The organism is Streptomyces rubellomurinus (assembly GCF_000961885.1).
Classification (GTDB): Bacteria; Actinomycetota; Actinomycetes; order Streptomycetales; family Streptomycetaceae; genus Kitasatospora; species Kitasatospora rubellomurina.
Map to the genome: position 1 here is coordinate 23,156 of NZ_JZKH01000044.1, position 16,276 is coordinate 39,431.

General features: G+C 71.4%; 17 protein-coding genes. 7 read left to right on the forward strand and 10 right to left on the reverse strand.

What is annotated here, in order from left to right:
- The first annotated feature begins 73 nt into the window (after positions 1 to 73).
- Complete coding sequence (locus tag VM95_RS21375; RefSeq protein ID WP_208615502.1) at positions 74 to 1,525, forward strand: hypothetical protein; 1,452 nt, start codon at positions 74 to 76, stop codon at positions 1,523 to 1,525.
- A gap of 50 nt (positions 1,526 to 1,575) precedes the next feature.
- Here VM95_RS21375 and VM95_RS42695 read toward each other — a convergent pair whose 3' ends face one another.
- The 4 genes from VM95_RS42695 to VM95_RS21390 form a co-directional block, all read right to left on the reverse strand.
- Positions 1,576 to 1,719, reverse strand: a complete 144-nt coding sequence (locus tag VM95_RS42695; protein ID WP_157882162.1) for a hypothetical protein — start codon at positions 1,717 to 1,719, stop codon at positions 1,576 to 1,578.
- Between the two features lie 293 nt (positions 1,720 to 2,012).
- Positions 2,013 to 3,230, reverse strand: a complete 1,218-nt coding sequence (locus VM95_RS21380) for a HEPN-associated N-terminal domain-containing protein (protein WP_078860294.1) — start codon at positions 3,228 to 3,230, stop codon at positions 2,013 to 2,015.
- A gap of 144 nt (positions 3,231 to 3,374) precedes the next feature.
- On the reverse strand, positions 3,375 to 3,971 hold the full coding sequence (locus VM95_RS21385) for a hypothetical protein (RefSeq protein WP_052707487.1): 597 nt from the start codon (positions 3,969 to 3,971) through the stop codon (positions 3,375 to 3,377).
- A 404-nt stretch (positions 3,972 to 4,375) separates the two neighbouring features.
- Positions 4,376 to 4,852, reverse strand: a complete 477-nt coding sequence (locus VM95_RS21390) for a DUF4265 domain-containing protein (RefSeq protein ID WP_244178876.1) — start codon at positions 4,850 to 4,852, stop codon at positions 4,376 to 4,378.
- A 348-nt stretch (positions 4,853 to 5,200) separates the two neighbouring features.
- Here VM95_RS21390 and VM95_RS21395 point away from each other — a divergent pair, with 348 nt between their 5' ends.
- Positions 5,201 to 5,770: a PadR family transcriptional regulator gene (locus tag VM95_RS21395; protein WP_425265338.1), complete on the forward strand. Its 570-nt coding sequence runs from the start codon at positions 5,201 to 5,203 to the stop codon at positions 5,768 to 5,770.
- A 78-nt stretch (positions 5,771 to 5,848) separates the two neighbouring features.
- Here the strand turns inward: VM95_RS21395 and VM95_RS21400 are convergent, their stop codons facing one another.
- Both VM95_RS21400 and VM95_RS21405 read right to left on the reverse strand, forming a co-directional pair.
- Complete coding sequence (locus VM95_RS21400; protein WP_045699313.1) at positions 5,849 to 6,064, reverse strand: hypothetical protein; 216 nt, start codon at positions 6,062 to 6,064, stop codon at positions 5,849 to 5,851.
- Between the two features lie 38 nt (positions 6,065 to 6,102).
- Positions 6,103 to 6,321: a hypothetical protein gene (locus VM95_RS21405; protein ID WP_045699315.1), complete on the reverse strand. Its 219-nt coding sequence runs from the start codon at positions 6,319 to 6,321 to the stop codon at positions 6,103 to 6,105.
- Positions 6,322 to 6,758: 437 nt separating this feature from the next.
- Here VM95_RS21405 and VM95_RS21410 point away from each other — a divergent pair, with 437 nt between their 5' ends.
- Positions 6,759 to 7,454, forward strand: a complete 696-nt coding sequence (locus VM95_RS21410) for a bifunctional DNA primase/polymerase (protein ID WP_045699316.1) — start codon at positions 6,759 to 6,761, stop codon at positions 7,452 to 7,454.
- A 25-nt stretch (positions 7,455 to 7,479) separates the two neighbouring features.
- Here VM95_RS21410 and map read toward each other — a convergent pair whose 3' ends face one another.
- Positions 7,480 to 8,325 (reverse strand): type I methionyl aminopeptidase, encoded by an 846-nt coding sequence (map, locus tag VM95_RS21415; protein ID WP_045699317.1) that lies wholly within the window; start codon positions 8,323 to 8,325, stop codon positions 7,480 to 7,482.
- 106 nt (positions 8,326 to 8,431) lie between these two features.
- Here map and VM95_RS21420 point away from each other — a divergent pair, with 106 nt between their 5' ends.
- Positions 8,432 to 8,659, forward strand: coding sequence for a hypothetical protein (locus tag VM95_RS21420; protein ID WP_045699319.1), 228 nt, complete (start codon positions 8,432 to 8,434; stop codon positions 8,657 to 8,659).
- A 4-nt stretch (positions 8,660 to 8,663) separates the two neighbouring features.
- On the opposite strand, the gene VM95_RS21425 is transcribed toward VM95_RS21420, so the two are convergent.
- On the reverse strand, positions 8,664 to 10,058 hold the full coding sequence (locus VM95_RS21425; protein WP_045699321.1) for an MFS transporter: 1,395 nt from the start codon (positions 10,056 to 10,058) through the stop codon (positions 8,664 to 8,666).
- A gap of 45 nt (positions 10,059 to 10,103) precedes the next feature.
- Positions 10,104 to 10,709, reverse strand: a complete 606-nt coding sequence (locus VM95_RS21430; protein WP_045699323.1) for a hypothetical protein — start codon at positions 10,707 to 10,709, stop codon at positions 10,104 to 10,106.
- A gap of 47 nt (positions 10,710 to 10,756) precedes the next feature.
- Between VM95_RS21430 and npdG the strand changes: the two genes are divergently transcribed.
- Both npdG and VM95_RS21440 read left to right on the forward strand, forming a co-directional pair.
- Positions 10,757 to 11,479, forward strand: coding sequence for an NADPH-dependent F420 reductase (gene npdG, locus VM95_RS21435; RefSeq protein ID WP_045699325.1), 723 nt, complete (start codon positions 10,757 to 10,759; stop codon positions 11,477 to 11,479).
- A gap of 120 nt (positions 11,480 to 11,599) precedes the next feature.
- Positions 11,600 to 11,788 carry a hypothetical protein gene (locus VM95_RS21440; RefSeq protein WP_045699328.1) on the forward strand — a complete coding sequence of 63 codons (189 nt, stop codon included), beginning with the start codon at positions 11,600 to 11,602 and terminating at the stop codon, positions 11,786 to 11,788.
- Between the two features lie 34 nt (positions 11,789 to 11,822).
- On the opposite strand, the gene VM95_RS21445 is transcribed toward VM95_RS21440, so the two are convergent.
- The gene (locus tag VM95_RS21445; protein ID WP_045699330.1) at positions 11,823 to 12,596 is read right to left on the reverse strand and encodes a site-2 protease family protein; all 774 of its coding nucleotides are present in this window, start codon (positions 12,594 to 12,596) and stop codon (positions 11,823 to 11,825) included.
- A gap of 212 nt (positions 12,597 to 12,808) precedes the next feature.
- On the opposite strand from VM95_RS21445, the gene VM95_RS21450 reads away from it, so the two are divergent.
- A complete protein-coding gene (locus VM95_RS21450) occupies positions 12,809 to 16,219 on the forward strand; it encodes an ATP-binding protein (protein WP_045699332.1) in 3,411 nt (1,136 codons plus the stop codon).
- Positions 16,220 to 16,276 lie beyond the last annotated feature (57 nt).

Genomic DNA, 16,276 nt, shown 5'->3' on the forward strand with positions numbered 1-16,276 from the left:
AGATCTCGTGATCAACCGACAATCAGGCGTAATCCGGCGACACCGGCACTAGTCGGGACCTACCCTTTCCGGCATGACAGAGAGTGAGTCGCTGCCAGCCGCCAGCGCGTCCGGAGAAGTCGTACGACGAGAGTCGCAGAACGCCCTTGACGGGCTCCGAGACTTCCAGGACCTGATCCTGACCCGTCTCGGCGACCTGGGGTTGCCGACCGAGGACGTCCTGGTCGCCCTCAACCACCGTCTCGCCCTGCTGGCGACCACTGGGCATGCCCTGGCCGGCCTGAACGATGAACAGCGGGGGCGGTCGGTCTACATAGCCAAGATGATCATGGCCGGCTCCGTCGGGCTGTTCGACGCGGCGCTCAACTATCTCTGGGACGAGACGGTCATCGAGCTGCGGAAACGCGTGATCGGCTACGACCTCTCGTACTTCTACGCCGTCGCGGAGAAGAGTGATGCCCGTCGCAAGGAGCTCAAGACGGCCGACGATCTGGTCAAGCTCGACGACGCGAAGCTCCTCAGCGGAGCCCGGGAGATCGGATTGATCAGCGATGTCGGATACCACCAGGTCGACCACATCCGGTTCATGCGCAACTACGCCAGCGCAGCCCACCCCAACCAGGTCTCGCTGACGGGCCTCCAGCTCGCTGACTGGCTGGAGACGTGCATCCGCGAGGTGATCACGCTTCCGCACGATACCGTCGTCGCCGAGATCAGGAAGCTGCTGGTCAACGTCCAAGCCGCCAGGCTGGACCCTAACTACCTGGCGCAGACCGCGGTCTTCTTCAAGGGGCTTCCGGGGGACCAAGCGGATACTCTGGCCAAGGGACTCTTTGGGGTCTACACCACCAGCGGCGGCGAGCCGCACACGCTCGACAACATCCGGGACCTCTGGCCGAAGCTCTGGCCCTATGCCTCCGAAGACGCCCGGTTCGAGGCAGGCACCCGCCTTGCGCGCTTCCTGGCCAACGCGGACCAGGCTCAGGCCGTCCTCGCTCGCCAACTCATCGACCTCGTCCAGGGCGGCAGCTACCTGCCCGACGAGATCAAGGTTGCGGAGATGTCCGAGGCGATCGAAGATCTCCTGAACGTGCACCTCGCCCGGGACAACTTCTACAACGAGCCCCGAGTGGCCCGACGCCTTGCCGAACTCGTCGGGCAGCACGGGGCCGTCCCGGAGAGCCTCGTGCGAGAGTACGTCAAAACCCTGATCACGGTGTTCCTCACCAACGGCCACGGCGAGGCGTTCGCGGCCAACGAGAGTTACCTGGACCTGATCAGCCGCTTCGACCCGGAGCAGGCATCGCTCGCCCTTCGAGCGTTCGCCGACGCCGAGATCTCAAGCCAGCTTCAGCGGCAGCTGTCTCAGAAGAAGTGGGACGAACTCTTGAACATCATCGATGTCAAGATCACGGGACGTCCGGAGCGCGAGCTCCTGCAAGCGGTCCGCGACTTCCCGGGCACCCCGGACAAGCTCCGCCTCGACTCCGGTATCAAGCGCCACCTCGCCGCACTTCCGAGCTGAGAAGCAAGTAGTCCCCACAAAAAAGCCACGAACCTGCTGCAGACTTCCGGTCAGAACAGACCTTCTGCGGCGGGTTCGTGGCTGTTCTGCTTCAGGATTCCCGGAACCCGTCGGATTCCGGTCGCCTCCGGCAGGATCGGCTCGCCCAGATCGAGGATCTTCTCGCCGGCCGCGGTGTAGACGGCGATCTCCACAATCCGTGCCGTGTCGTGCAGTCCGGTCGTCCCCCTGGTACCGCTCGATCCGCTCCATGACGGAGCGCGGCACCGCGCGTCCACTCGGGTCCCAGTCGCCCACGTTTCTCCACGGCGCCGCGAGCGTGCGGTTTGCATCCACGCACCTCAGAAGCGGTCGGAGCGACCATAGCCGCTGCAACACCTGTGGTGCACGTACTGCACTGCACATTTCACTCAGTCAGGGCAACACTCGATGGCCCGTCCAACGGGCTGCCCATTATTGACGGCCCGTTGGCGACCTTGCCCCCTGGTTAGGCGAGGCCAGAAGCAGGGCGCTCAGCGGTCTGCATAGAACCGGGCACCAGGCCAAGGCTGAGTCCCGCGTCACACCAGCCGGGCTCCTGTTCGACGCAACGCAGGTGAGGGACGTCAAGAACGGTGCAGATGCTGTCGTCCCCAGCGCCCTTCGCGGCAGACCGAAAGACGAGTCCAACCACTGGCTGATCCTGGCCGAAGACCCTCAGCAGGTACTCGGTGACGACCTGAGTCGGGACGTACTCAAGGTGCTCACGTCCGTCGTGGTCGGCACTCAAGCGCTTCACGAAGTCGTGTAGGAACATCAGGGATCGACGGACTCCCTGCTTTTCGACATCGAAGATAGAGGGCACCGGGTCGAGGAGCGTGAAGTCGACGACCATACAGGGGTGCGAGGTCTCAAACTCCGCGAACGTCACAAAAGGCTTGCCATTGTCGCTGTGGCCGGAAGTCTCCCGAATTGCCGTATCCGGGCTGTCCGCGCCGTAGAACAATGGAATCCCTGCGGGGCTCATCCGATTTGATTGCTTGGCCCGTTCTGGCGGGGCGGTGCCCAGGTCCGATGCGCCCCAAGAGACCTCCCGGTCCTCATGGGTACGAGCTCGCCACAGTTTGGATCCAGCGGGCAACTCGCGCAGAACACCGACCTTGGGAATCATCCCTCCGAGAGCATCAAGGATCTCGGCGGCCGGTATCTCACCTGCCCCTAGATAGTGCTCGTCCTCCTGGCGGGCACCCAGCCAGAAGACATAGCGGGTTTTGTACATGACCTGCTTGCAGAGCCGCTCCCAGCCTTCGCGCAGAGCCTCATCGTGACGAAGTGCGATGAAGTCCGTCTCCACCCAAACATCATCGCCGAAAGCTGCATTACGAACCGCCATGTGCAGCTCGTCGCTTCGGAACACATCCGAGTACTCATCAACGAGATCTTCTCCGCTCCATGAGCGGACGGCGGCGAGCTCACCTTCCCAGTAGGCATACTCATCTCCGGCATCAGCGTACTCCGTACGTATACCGTTGAAAAACGCCTCTGTTAGGACGTCGAGCTCGGCAGCCGGCGAACGCCCACAGAAGTCGCATTCGTAGTCGGGATCCGCCGCGGCTCGCAGGGCAGCCTGAAGCGCGTCATCGCTCACACATTCAGCGCAGACGAGGTCGTTTCGGCCTGACCAGCGCCGCTCCCACTCCGCGTACAGCGCATCACCTGTTCCCATGGGGGTCAAGGCTAGAGGCTCCCTAGCAGGACCGGCAGAGGATCCGCAAAGATCCACCAACCCCGCCAGCGGTGCGCGGGCTCCGCTGATGCGGACCTTGTCAGGCAGAGCCGCTGCGTCGATAGCGGCGCTCGCCTCAAGGTACTACTCTTCACCATCAGGCTCCGGGTCAATCCCCAAGTCGCGCCGCATCTGCCAGCGCATCTCACTCAGGCACTCCCATAGACCAGGTATGGAGTCCTGGACTTCCTGCAGAGACTCACCAGGCTCGGCATCCTGCCGCTCCACCCTCTTCAGCTTCCCGTACGCCGCGTTGAGTCCAGCGTTGGCCACCCGCAGAGACTCCAGCACGGCAAACGGGACAATCATCTGAGCTTCCGCGTAGCTGGCGCGGTGAGCCGCTCGGCAGGCCTCCAGTCGCTCGCTGGAAGCTTCCATTTCAGACTCGCGGCGCACGGCATGCAAGTGGTTCCGCAATGCCGTCATGTACTGTCGCGCAGCTGTGTTCACGCTGACATAGCAGGAACGACGGGAGGACAGGTTCTCCTGCTGACGGGCCCGTACTTCCTCGGCTTGGCGCAGCATTTCGGCATGCTCACGGTCCTCAGCCCGTTGCGCTGCCGCATGCTCCAGCTCCAGCCGCTTCAGACGGTCCGCACGGGTCTGTGTCAAGACTGCGGCACCAAGCGTCCCGACCACGCCCACAGCCGCAACCAGCAGGGATGTCAGATTTCCGCTCAACGTACATCCCCCGCTTAACTGAGTCGTCCACTGTGTCGGCCACCAAGTCAAACAGCGGCGTACCCCTCATACAAGACTGCCAAGTTTCCTTTCGCCGCGTGGGTCAGTATTCCGGACGAGCGTGTACAGATCGGCCCGCAGGCCTTCCATCTGTGCTCTCGTCCGGCGCGGACGTTTGACGGGGCTAGCGCTGTAAGTCACGACTCCAGTCAACACGCCCGGGTCGTCTGGGTGACGTGCCTTACTTCGCTTACTGCCGCCCGAGGCCCTGACCAGCGAGAACGGGTCGAAGCACCAGATGACCAGCGTTATCTGGGGTGCAACAGCGTCACAGTGATGCACTGAGTTGAGGACGTCTCAGGAACCGGGCACATCCACATGGATGCCGACGCTGAGGCCTCTGGTCAGGCGTTCCACCACTCGTCAGTGCCGCAGCCGACCTCGTAGTGCCACCAGCCGTCATCCTGCCCTTGGCTCAGCAATGCCTTGATTCCGGCGAAGTCCGCGTCGGCCGGGACGTTGAAGGCCACCATGGGGAAGTCCGTGCTCATGACCTCACCGCCAAGCTGGAAGACAGCCAGGCGTTGATGCACCGCCTGAGGGCTGCGGCCCAGAGGCCCCGAGGGGACGGGCACGACGCGAACCGTGCAGTTGCCGGCTGAACTGACCCGCCCGACAGCCCAGTGCAGCCCATCTGAGTCGGTCTGGAACTGCACGATGTCCCCCTCGGCCACGCCGTCCTGCAGGAACGGGACGTTCTCAACTACGGCCGTGTCGGCACTGAGTCTTGTCGCCCACAGGCCCTCGATGTCCTGAGGGAACCAGCCCTCGCGCGGGACGAACCGGAACCAGACCTTGATCTTCTCGATCGCGTTCTCCATGGCGGCCATCATGCGCGGGCTGCCTGCGATGTCCTGTGCTGGGCCCGAGTCGGGTGCTCAATCTTCGTTGAGATGGACGGCTTGCCAGCAACCCTCGCTGAGACGGGTTGGCATCCCTGCAAGTTCGGTGAGACACGTCCGGCCTTCGCTGAGACGGGTCAGCGCCCGGGTATCGGAATCCGTTGACGAGTGACAGTCGGCGATATATCGTCGAGCTATCGAGACAGTGACTCGACTGTCTCGCCGACATTCGAGGAGGTGGGCGCGATGCGCTCAGGAACGCGATCTCGCTGGGAGGGGCCGCGCGGTGGTGGACGCCGCCGCGGTCCGGGCCCGGAGTTCCGGGGGATGCCCGGGGACGGCTTCGAGGGGCGGGAGGCCTTCGGCGGCTTCGGCCCGCCGCGCGGCGGCCCGTACGGGCACGGCTTCGGCGGCCTCGGCGGCCGGCGGGGCGGCCCGCACGGGCGGCGCGGCGGCCGGGCCCGGCGCGGGGACGTGCGCGCCTCGCTGCTGGCGCTGCTCAAGGAACGGCCGATGCACGGCTACGAGATGATCGCCGAGATCACCGAGCGGACCGGCGGGGCCTGGCGGCCCAGCCCGGGCTCGATCTACCCGAACCTCCAGCTGCTGGAGGAGGAGGGCCTGATCGTCGCGGAGGAGACCGGCGGCAAGCGGCTGGTCTCGCTCACCGAGGCGGGCCGGGCCGAGGCCGAGGCCGGGCCGGCGGAGCCGTGGGCGGAGGCCGGCCGGGAGGTCGACTGGGAGGCCGTCCAGGAGATCGGCCAGACGCTGGCCTCGGTCGACCAGGCGATCCAGCAGGTCATGCGCAACGGCACCGAGGCGCAGCGGACCAAGGGGCTGGCCGTGCTGGTCGAGGCCCGCAAGAAGCTGTACCTGATCCTCGCCGAGGATGACTGACCGGCGAGGGGGGACCGCGGTGACGGGCGGTGCCGCTGCGCGCACGGGGGCGGTGCCGCCGTCCTGGGGCCGGCGGGGTCAGCGGACCACGAAGAGGGCCGCGCAGGCGAGCAGCAGCACCGCCCACCCGAACCAGAGCCAGCCGTTGGGGCCGATCACCACGGTGTAGAGGGAGACCGCCAGCAGCAGCGCCCCGGTGACCCCGGCGACCTGCCGGTTGTGGTGCGCGACCGCCTGCGCCCGGCTCCTGGCGTGCCGTACGGGATGCCGTACGTGCCGTACCGTCCTGGCCATGCGGACCTCCCGGGGAGGCGATGCGGGCGGGCGGTCCGTCAGCCGGAGGCCGCCTCGTCGTACTCGTAGCGCCAGAACCAGCTGAGCCCCCGCACCTGCTTGCTGCGGACGTACACCAGTGTGCGCGCGGGATTCCCGCCGTGCGCGGGGACGGGCACCTTGTACTTCTTCGGCACGCCGAGCATCGGGCCCAGCGGGATGGGGAGGACCTGCCCGTCCAGGGGGCCGCCCACGAATTCGGTGTCCGCGCTCTTCACCCCTCCAGGGTCTCACCTCCGCGAGGTGTCCACCGCGAGACGGAGGCCCGGTGAGGGCGGAGTGCCGGGAGTGTGACCGGGCAGGCACCGCCCCCGGTCATCCGGAGGCCCCGCGCACCCCTATCCTTTCCTGTACGCCCTCGGGGTTCACCCCGGGTCAGCGGGCCCCGTACGGGCCGGGCGGGGCGCGGATCGGCGTGCCCTCCGGCCGGGAACCGGCGCGGACAGCGTGTTGCCGCGACCTCCTTCCGCCCTCCGTGCCGCGGGCCCGACGTCGGTCGTCCGGTGACCCCGGACCGCGGTCGGCGGGGCGCGGACGACAGGGCCGAACACCGCCCCGGGAACCGGGAAGCAGCGGCGGGCGCTGGGCGTTGCGTCGGAGTGGTACGTCGAACGCTGTGTCGCACCAGGCACGGCAGTTGCGCGGAAGGGGCCCGATGGAAGCCGGCAGCAGGTGGACGACCTGGTGGCAGAAGCGTGATCGTCAGCGTCCGGGGGGCGCGGACAACCCCGCCGCCAGACTGGATCAGCTGCTCGGCGCCGTGCGCGCCGGTTTCCCCCTCGCACCCGCCGCCCACCCGGCCGGCTACCGGTGTTCCTGCGACCGGGTGGCCTGTCCGGCCCCGGCCCGGCACCCGGTCTCCTTCGCCTGGCAGACCCAGGCGACCACCGACCCCGAGCAGCTGTCCCGCTGGCTCTCCCGCGACCCGCAGGCCAACTTCGTCACCGCCACCGGCCGGGTGCACGACGTGCTGGACGTCCCGGCCGAGGCCGGACGGCTGGCGCTGGAGCGGCTGACCGCGCTCGGCGTCGAGGGCCCGGTCGCCGCCGTGGGCGAGGACCGCTACCTCTTCTTCACCGCCACCCGCGGCACCCCGCAGGACGAGGACGAGTGGTGGGACAGCGCGCTGGACTCCACCCCGGACACCGTGTCCGAGCACCCCGGCCTGCGCTGGCACTGCCGCGGCTCGTACACCCTGCTGCCGCCGGCCGCCCTGCCGGACGGCTCCCAGGTGCGGTGGCTGCGCGGGCCCGAGCAGCCGCTGCCGGACCCGCTGCGCGTCCTGGACGTGCTGACGGACGCGTGCACCGAGGTGGGCGCCGTCGCCGAGGAGCAGTGGCTCATCGGCTGACGGCGCCCGGCGTGACGGCGGAGCGCTACGGCAGGGTGAGGATCTCCGCGCCGTCCGCCGTGACCACCAGGGTGTGCTCGAACTGGGCGGTGCGCTTGCGGTCCTTGGTGACGACCGTCCAGCCGTCCGCCCAGATCTCGTAGTCGTAGGTGCCCAGGGTCAGCATCGGCTCGATGGTGAAGGTCATGCCCGGCTTGATGACCTCGGTGGCCCGCTCGCTGTCGTAGTGCGGGACGATCAGGCCGGAGTGGAACGACGTGTTGATGCCGTGTCCGGTGAAGTCCCGCACCACGCCGTAGTCGAAGCGCTTGGCGTAGGACTCGATGACCCGTCCGATGACGTTGATCTGACGGCCCGGCTTGACGGCCTTGATCGCCCGGTTGAGCGACTCCCGGGTGCGCTCGACCAGCAGCCGGGACTCCTCGTCCACGTCGCCGACCAGGTAGGTGGCGTTGAGGTCGCCGTGCACCCCGTGGATGTACGCGGTGGCGTCGATGTTGACGATGTCGCCGTCCTCCAGGACGGTCGAGTCCGGGATGCCGTGGCAGATCACCTCGTTGATCGAGGTGCAGACGGACTTGGGGAAGCCCCGGTAGCCGAGGTCGGACGGGTAGGCGCCGTGGTCGCACATGTACGCGTGGGCGACGGCGTCCAGCTCGTCGGTGGTGACGCCGGGGGCGATCAGCTTCGCGGCCTCCTCCATCGCCCGGGCGGCGATGCCGCCCGCGATCCGCATCTTCTCGATCGTCTCGGCGGTCTGCACCTCGGGCCCGGTGTACGGCGTCGGGGCGGGCTTGCCGACGTATTCGGGGCGCGCGATGTGCGCCGGGACCTTGCGCATGGGGGACTGGATGCCGGGTACGAGAGCCATGGTCCGGAGTCTAGCCGTCGGCCCGGCCGCGCCCGGGCGGTGTGCGGAGCGGCTCCGGGCGGGGAATGATCGGGAGCGACCCACCCCTACGGACCGGGAGAGCACCATGCCCATCGGATTCCGCCGCAAGCCGACCGGCCAGCCCGGTGAGTGGTTCTACTGCATCAAGCACGGCAAGGTCGAGGAGGGCCCGGAGTGCCCGGCCAAGGACCGCCTCGGCCCGTACGCCAGCCCCGAGGAGGCCGCGCACGCGCTGGAGATCGCGGACGAGCGCAACCGGGAGTGGCGCAACGACCCGCGCTGGAGCGACCGGCCGAAGGGCGGGGCGGAGTAGGCCGTCACGCCGTCCGCTCGGCCGGCTCGTGCTCGGCCCGCTGCCGTTCGGCCCGCTGCTGGTCGGCCTGTCCGGCCTGGTCGGCCCGTTCCCGCTCGGCCCGCTCGTGCGCGGCGCGGACGGCGGCGGTGTGCGGGTCGGTGCGGTCGTCGTAGCCGAGCAGCCGGGGCAGCGCGGCGGCGACCGCCAGGACGGCGAGGACGCAGACCACGCCGCCGGTCCAGACGGCGGCGCGCACCCCGATCAGCCCGGCCATGGTGCCGGCCCGGACCTGGCCGAGCTGGGGGCCGACCGAGTAGCTGAGCAGTTCGACGCCCGCCATCCGGCCGCGCACCTCGTCCGGGATGGACTGGTTCCACATGGTCGAGCGGGCGATCCCGCTGATCTCGTCCGCGCCGCCGGCCAGCGCGAGGCCCAGCAGCACCACCCAGACGTTCCCGGCCAGCCCGGCGAGCGCCATCGCGGCGCCCCAGCCGACCGCGGCGGCCACCAGCAGCCGGCCGTGCCGGTGTATTCGGGACGTCCAGCCGCTGGTCGCGCCGACCAGCAGCGCGCCCACGGCGGAGGCCGCGTACATCGGGCCGAGCGCCCAGTCCGCGTCCAACTCCGAGGCCAGGAACGGGAAGACGGCCACCGGGAAGGCGAACAGCATGGCGCAGACGTCGATCGCGTAGGTGCCGAGCAGGTCCTTGCGGCTCCACGCGTACGCCACGCCGGTGAACACCGCCCGCACGGACGGCCGTTCGGCGCCGGTGGGCGGCGGCACCGCCTTGATCCGGATCAGCAGCAGCAGCGAGACGCCGAAGGTGAGCACGTCCAGCGCGTACGCGGTCTGCACCCCGGAGAACGCCACCACGACACCGGCCAGCGCCGGGCCGGCCACCGAAGCGACGTTGCGGTACAGGGACTTGAGGGCGAAGGCGGCGGAGAGGTGCTGGTGCGCGACGAGCCGCGGCAGCAGCGAGTCCAGCGCCGGGCGCTGCAGGCCGTCGCACGCCGCGACCAGCGCGGCGACCAGGTAGACCGGCCACAGCAGCGGGTGCGGCAGCAGGGCGTTGAGGAACAGCAGGGCGGCCAGCAGGCCCAGCGCGGCCTCCGAGCGCAGCACCAGCCGGCGCCGGTCCAGGGCGTCGGCGAGGGCGCCGCCCCACAGGCCGAAGACGATCAGCGGGACGAGTTCGACGGCGCCGATCAGGCCCACCGCGAGGGAGGAGTCGGTGAGTTCCTTGATCTGCATCGGCACGGCGACGTAGGTCAGGAAGCTGCCGAAGCTGGTGACGCAGCCGCTGGTCCAGAGGTAGCGGAAGTCGCGGGAGGCGCGCCACGGCGACAGGTCGGGCGCCAGCGAGCGCAGCAGGGTGCGCAGCCGACCCGTATGCGGTGGTTCGTCGTCGTTCACGAACGACCATCCTCGGACGGCCGTTCGGGCGCCGCAACGGGTTTTTCACCAGCGGCTGATCGGGGGCGGCGCGGCCAGCCGGCCGGCCAGGTCGGCGAGGCGGCCGAGCGCGGAGCGCCGGGTCGGCCGCTGCCCGGCGGCGGCGCTGACGAGGTGTTGGGCCAGGTCGAAGGGCTCCTCGGCGGCGGTGCCGACGACCAGCCGCTCGTGGGCCAGCCCGGCGAGGTCGCCGGACGGGGCCTGTGCGGCGCCGTCCAGGGCGAGGACGGTCGCGCCGTGCCGCCGGGCGTCCCGCACCCGCTCCAGCAGCGGCCCGCCGGCCGCCTCCGGGGCCACCACCAGGACGGTGGCGCCGCGCCCGGCCTCGGCGAGCCGGCGCAGGCCGTGCCCCAGGTGGGCCGGGGCGCCGGCGGGCGGGCGGTGCCGCAGCAGGGTGGGCGCCAGCCGGGGGACGGCCGACCAGGCGGCCTCGTCCTCCAGGTGGGCGGCCAGGTGCCAGGGTTCGTACGCCTCGGTGCCGACCAGCAGCAGGTCGCCCGCCCCGCGCCGCTCCACCGAGCGGCGCAGCGATCCGGCGAAGCCGCCGACCGCCTCCAGCCAGCCGGTTCCTGTCAGTTGCTCCCGGATTGCCGCCACCCGCACCGCGTCCATGCGGGTCAGGATGTCGCGTCCGGCCGGGGGTTTGGCAGGATCGGCCCATGACTTCCCTCGATTCAGCGACAGAGCCGGCCTCGAAGCCCGCGCCGAAGCCGGCCCGTGAACTGCCGGACGTCTCGCAGCTGGTGGTCGGCGTCCTGGGCGGCACCGGCGACCAGGGGCGGGGCCTCGCCCTGCGGCTGGCCCGGGCCGGCCAGCAGGTGATCATCGGCTCCCGCGACGCCGCCCGGGCCGAGGCCGCGGCGGCCGGGCTCGGCGACGGCCTCGGCGTGCGCGGCGCCGACAACGCCACCGTCGCCAGGGAGAGCGACGTGGTGATCGTCGCGGTGCCCTGGGACGGGCACGCCGCCACCCTGAGCGCGCTGCGCGAGGAGCTGGCGGGCAAGATCGTCGTCGACTGCGTCAACCCGCTCGGCTTCGACAAGCAGGGCGCGTACGCGCTCAAGCCGGAGGAGGGCAGTGCCGCCCAGCAGGCCGCCGCGCTGCTGCCGGACTCCCGGGTCACCGCCGCGTTCCACCACCTCTCGGCGGTGCTGCTGCAGGACGAGTCGGTGGAGCGGATCGACACCGACGTGATGGTGCTGGGCGAGGAGCGGGCCGCCACCGATGTCGTGCAGGCGCTGGCCGAGCGGATCCCCGGCATGCGCGGCGTGTTCGCGGGCCGGCTGCGCAACGCGCACCAGGTGGAGGCGCTGGTGGCCAACCTGATCTCGGTCAACCGCCGCTACAAGGCCCACGCGGGCCTGCGGATCACGGACGTCTGAGATTCGGCGAGCCCGTCGTCGTGTCGGCCTCACCCCTGGGCCCGTCCCGGAGGTGAGGTCGGCGACAATGGGTTCCGGCCGCGACCGGCCGGCCGTACCCCCGCCCCAGGAGCCCCCGCCATGCCCCGCACGTCCCTCTTCGCCCTGATCGTCGTCGTCCTCGCGCTGGCGGCCACCGTGATCTCGGCGGTGGTGCAGTTCTGGTGGGGCCTGGGCCTGTGGCCGCTGATGGCCGGCGTGGCGAGCAACGTGATCTGGATGGACCGCCGCCGGGCCAGGATCCTCCAGGCCGTGGCCGAGCGGGGCTGAGCCCCGCCCGGGCCGGCCGGCGCCCGCCCGGCTGCTACTGGACCCAGAAGCGGAACAGGTGGTAGCCGAGGTCGCCGAGGTACCCGGGCACCCCGAACAGGTCCATCGTGCCGCGCACCGCGTCGAAGAACACCTGGTTGACCTGCGGCTGCCACAGCAGCACGAACACCGCGAGCATGCCGTACGGTGCGAACGACTCGATCGCCCGCCGCGTCCGGTACGACAGCCAGGGCTCGACGATCCCGTAGCCGTCCAGGCCGGGGACCGGCAGGAAGTTCAGCAGGGCGGCGCTGATCTGCAGCATGCCGAGGAACGACATCGCCGAGACGAGCCCCAGGCCCTCCACCCAGCCCGCGCCGACCGGGATCAGCAGCACCGCCGCGCACGCCACGTTCACCAGCGGGCCGGCCGCCGACACCAGGCTGTGCTTGAGCCGGCCGTGGATGCGGCTGCGCTCGATCCACACCGCGCCGCCCGGCAGGCCGATGCCGTTCAGGATGATGAAGACGAGCGGCAGCACGAAGCTGAACAGCACGTTGGCGTACTTCAGCGGGTTGAGCGTGAGGTAGCCCTTCGCGCCGACCGTGATGTCGCCGCCGTGCAGCGCGGTGCGCGCGTGCGCGTACTCGTGCAGGCAGAGCGAGACCATCCAGCCGGACACCACGAACAGGAAGACCCCGAACCGCATGTTGCCGTAGTCGGCCTGCAGGGCCCAGGCGGACGTGCCGAGGACGGCGAGGAGCACCCAGAACACCGGGCTGATCCTGCGGTCCTCGCTGCGGGAGCGCTGCATGGCGGCGAAGGTCATGGTGTGGGTGCTCCGAGGGGCCGGGGGAGGGGGGGACGGGCGGGCTCGGGTCCGATGATGCCGGGCGGGCCGGTGGCCCGACAAGCCGCGCCGGGTGAACGTCCCGGGCCCCGCCGGGGTTCCGGCGCGGCCTGCCGGGGCGGGCCGCCGCTGTGATCGTCCTGCCTGCCCTTCGTACTGGCGCTCGCCCGCCGATCGACCAGAATGGTCCGGTGCACTACGGGATCCTCGGGACGACCACCGCTCACCGCGACGACGGCACGCCGGTGCCGCTGGGCGGTGCCCGGCTGCGGGCCCTGCTCACCGCGCTCGCCCTGCGCCAGGGCCGGCCCGTCCCGGCCGACCTGCTGGCGGACGAGGTGTGGAACGACGAACCGCCCCAGGACTCCTCGGCCGCCCTGCAGACCCTGGTCGGCCGGCTGCGCCGCACCATCGGCCGGGACGAGATCGGCTCCGGCCCGGCCGGGTACTGGCTGACCGCCCCCGCCACCGACCTCGCCGACTTCCAGCGCCTGAGCGGCGAAGGCCGCCGCGCCCTCGACGCCGACGACCACGCGCTCGCCGCCGAGCGGCTGCACGCCGCCCTCGCCCTGTGGCGCGGCCCCGCCCTCGCCGACCTGCCCGACCGCAGCGGCCCGGCCGCCCGGCTGGAGGCCCAGCGCGAGGAGGCCCGCCGGCACCGGATCACCGCCGACCTCGGCCTCGGCCGGGCCGCCGAGCTGGTCGCCGAACTCGCCGAACTGTGCGAACGGCAGCCGCTGGACGAGCCCCTGCAGGCCCTGATGGTCCGCTCGCTGCACCTCAGCGGCCGCACCGCCGAGGCGCTGCGCCACTACGAACGCACCCGGCGCGCCCTCGCCGAGCAGCTGGGCGTCGACCCGGGACGCCAACTCCAGGCCCTGTACGCCGAGTTGCTGTCGACCACGACGGCGCCGGCGCCGCCGCCCCGCCCGGCGCCCGCGGCCCCCGCGCCGCAACCCCCGCGCCCGGTCGGCAACCTGCGCGGACGGCTGACCAGCTTCGTCGGCCGCGACACCGACCTCGCCGCCCTGCGCGACCTGCTGACGGACCGTCGGCTCGTCACCCTGACCGGCCCCGGCGGCTCCGGCAAGACCAGCCTGTCCGTCGAGGCCGGCCGCGCCCAGCAGTCCACGGCCGCCTGGCCGGGCGGCGTGTGGATCGCCGAACTCGCCCCGCTGGAGAGCCCGGAGGCCGTCCCCGCCGCCGTGGTCTCGGCGCTCGGGCTGCGCGAACTGGTGCTGCACACCGGCGGCAGCATGGTCGCCGAGGTGATCGACAAGCGCGTCGAGGACCCGGTGCGCCGCCTCGTCGAGCACTGCGGCCACCGCCGGATGCTGCTCGTCCTGGACAACTGCGAGCACCTGATCCAGGCCGCCGCCGACCTCGTCGACGTGCTGCTCGCCGAATGCCCCGGGCTGACCGTGCTCGCCACCAGCCGCGAACCGCTCGGCGTGCCCGGCGAGACGGTGCTGCCGGTCGAGCCGCTGCCCGACCCGGTCGCCCTGCGGCTGCTCGCCGAGCGCGCCGCCGCCGCCCGTCCCGGCTTCGACCCGGCGAGCGACCCGCAGGCCTGCGCCGAGATCTGCCGCCGCCTCGACGGCCTGCCGCTCGCCATCGAACTGGCTGCCGCCCGGCTGCGGGTGATGACCGCCCGACAGATCGCCGACCGCCTGGACGGCCGCTTCGCGCTGCTCACCGCCGGCAGCCGCACCCTGCTGCCGCGCCAGCAGACCCTGCGCGCGGTGGTCGACTGGAGCTGGGAGCTGCTGGGCGACCAGGAGCGGGCCGTGCTGCGCCGGCTCTCGGTGTTCACCGGCGGCTGGCGGCTGGAGGACGCCGAGGCGGTCTGCGCGGACGAGAGCGCAGGGGACGGCAGCGCAGGGGACGGCAGCGCGGCGGACGGCGGTGCCGAGGGCGTCGGCGCCGGGGTCGCCCGCGAGCAGGTCGCCGACCTGCTGCTCTCGCTCGTCGACAAGTCCCTGCTGGTGGCCGACCTGGACGCCGTCGCCCTGCCGCGCTACCGAATGCTGGAGACCATCCACGAGTACGCGACCGAGCGGCTGGCCGAGTCCGCCGTCGAGCGCGCCGCCGCCGAGGCCCGCCACCTGGCGCACTTCCGGGCCGTCGTCACCGCCGCCGCCACGGGCTTCCACGGCCCGCGGCAACTGCACTGGATCACCGTGATGGACCGCGAGCAGGACAACGTCCGGGCCGCGCTGCGCCGCGCGGTCGACCTCGCGGACGAGCAGCAGGCGCTGACCCTCGTCCTCGGCATGGCCTGGTACTGGTCGCTGCGCGGCTACAGCCAGGAGGCCGCCGGCTGGTACCGGGCGGTCGCCGCCCTCGGCCCGGACCCGTTCGCCCCGGGCACCCCGCCGCCTGCGCCGCTGGAGCGCGCCGTCCTCGCGTACGGCCTGCCGATGCCCGAGGGGGTGGTCGAGGAGGCCCGGCGGCTGCTGGTGATGTACCGGCTGCTCGGCCTGTTCGAGGGCAACCTGGAGGTGCTCGGCGACCCGGAGGCGGCCGCCATCGCGAACCACCTGCTCGACGTCTACGGCCCGGACCTGCCGCAGTCCTACCGGTTCCCCGCGCTGATGCGGGTGTTCGGGGCCTTCCTGGCCGGCCGTCTGGAGCTGATGAAGGACCTGCTGGACGACGCCGTGCGCGGCTGCGAGGTCCACGGCGACCCGCACGACCTGGCGTTCATCCTGCAGGTGCGGGCCAAGGCGTTGAACGACTGGCCGGGCGGGCAGGAGCAGAGCATCCGGGACGTCGAGCGCTCGCTGGAGATCTACGAGCGGGAGGGCAACCTCTGGGGGCTGTCCCAGGCGCTCTCGGCCCAGGGCGAGGCGCTGGCCAACCGGGGCGACAACGAGGGCGCGGGCCGGGCGTACCGGCGGGCGATCGAGCTGGCCGAGCGGCTGGGGGCGCCGCAGGAGGTGCCGATCCTGCGGGTGAACCTGGCCGGCACGCTGCTGGAGCGGGACATGGCGGCCGGCGAGCGGATGATCCGGGAGACGCTGGCCGGCTTCGACGACCCGCCCACCGACCAGTCCACCACCGGGGCCGTCCTGCTCGGCCGCCTGACGCTCAGCGGCATCCACGCCCAACGCGGCGAGTTCGACCGGGCGTTGGCCGAGCTCGACGCGCTGGACGGCACCCGGGTCGGCTGGTTCGCCCCGAGCGTGACGGCCGGTCTGCTGGGCATCTCCCGGGGCTGGATCATCGCCCGGTCCGGCGATCCGGACGCCGGGTTCGCGATGATCGGCGAGGGCTGGCGGATGCTGAGCTCGATGCAGACCGTCTCCGGCTTCGCCGAGCAGATGACGGTCATGGTGGTGCCGGCCGTGGTCGGGGCCCTGGTCGGACTGGCCCAGCGCGACCAGGACCTGGACCGGGCCCGGCTGGCGGCGCGGCTGGTCGGCTCGCACGGCAAGCTGAACGGCCCCAAGGGCGGCTACCTGGAGCAGACGGACCGGGAGCGCTCGGTCGCCGCGCTGCGCGAGCTGCTGGGTGCGGAGGCGTACCAGGCGGCCTGGGCGGAGGGCGCGGGGATGACGCAGCGGCAGACCCAGGAGCTGCTGGGCGAGGTGCTCGGCTGACGGACCCGGACAGCGGGGGAGGGCCGGCCGGCGACCGTCCGGCCCTCCCCTCCTCGC

Coding starts and splice junctions, on each gene's coding strand:
- VM95_RS21380 (WP_078860294.1), bottom strand. CDS start 3,230: ATGGGAACAGGTGATGCGCTGTACGCGGAGTGGGAGCGGCGCTGGTCA.
- VM95_RS21430 (WP_045699323.1), bottom strand. CDS start 10,709: ATGGACGCGGTGCGGGTGGCGGCAATCCGGGAGCAACTGACAGGAACC.
- npdG (WP_045699325.1), top strand. CDS start 10,757: ATGACTTCCCTCGATTCAGCGACAGAGCCGGCCTCGAAGCCCGCGCCG.
- VM95_RS21420 (WP_045699319.1), top strand. CDS start 8,432: ATGCCCATCGGATTCCGCCGCAAGCCGACCGGCCAGCCCGGTGAGTGG.
- VM95_RS21400 (WP_045699313.1), bottom strand. CDS start 6,064: ATGGCCAGGACGGTACGGCACGTACGGCATCCCGTACGGCACGCCAGG.
- VM95_RS21390 (WP_244178876.1), bottom strand. CDS start 4,852: ATGGAGAACGCGATCGAGAAGATCAAGGTCTGGTTCCGGTTCGTCCCG.
- VM95_RS21395 (WP_425265338.1), top strand. CDS start 5,201: ATGCCCGGGGACGGCTTCGAGGGGCGGGAGGCCTTCGGCGGCTTCGGC.
- map (WP_045699317.1), bottom strand. CDS start 8,325: ATGGCTCTCGTACCCGGCATCCAGTCCCCCATGCGCAAGGTCCCGGCG.
- VM95_RS21375 (WP_208615502.1), top strand. CDS start 74: ATGACAGAGAGTGAGTCGCTGCCAGCCGCCAGCGCGTCCGGAGAAGTC.
- VM95_RS21410 (WP_045699316.1), top strand. CDS start 6,759: ATGGAAGCCGGCAGCAGGTGGACGACCTGGTGGCAGAAGCGTGATCGT.
- VM95_RS21445 (WP_045699330.1), bottom strand. CDS start 12,596: ATGACCTTCGCCGCCATGCAGCGCTCCCGCAGCGAGGACCGCAGGATC.
- VM95_RS21440 (WP_045699328.1), top strand. CDS start 11,600: ATGCCCCGCACGTCCCTCTTCGCCCTGATCGTCGTCGTCCTCGCGCTG.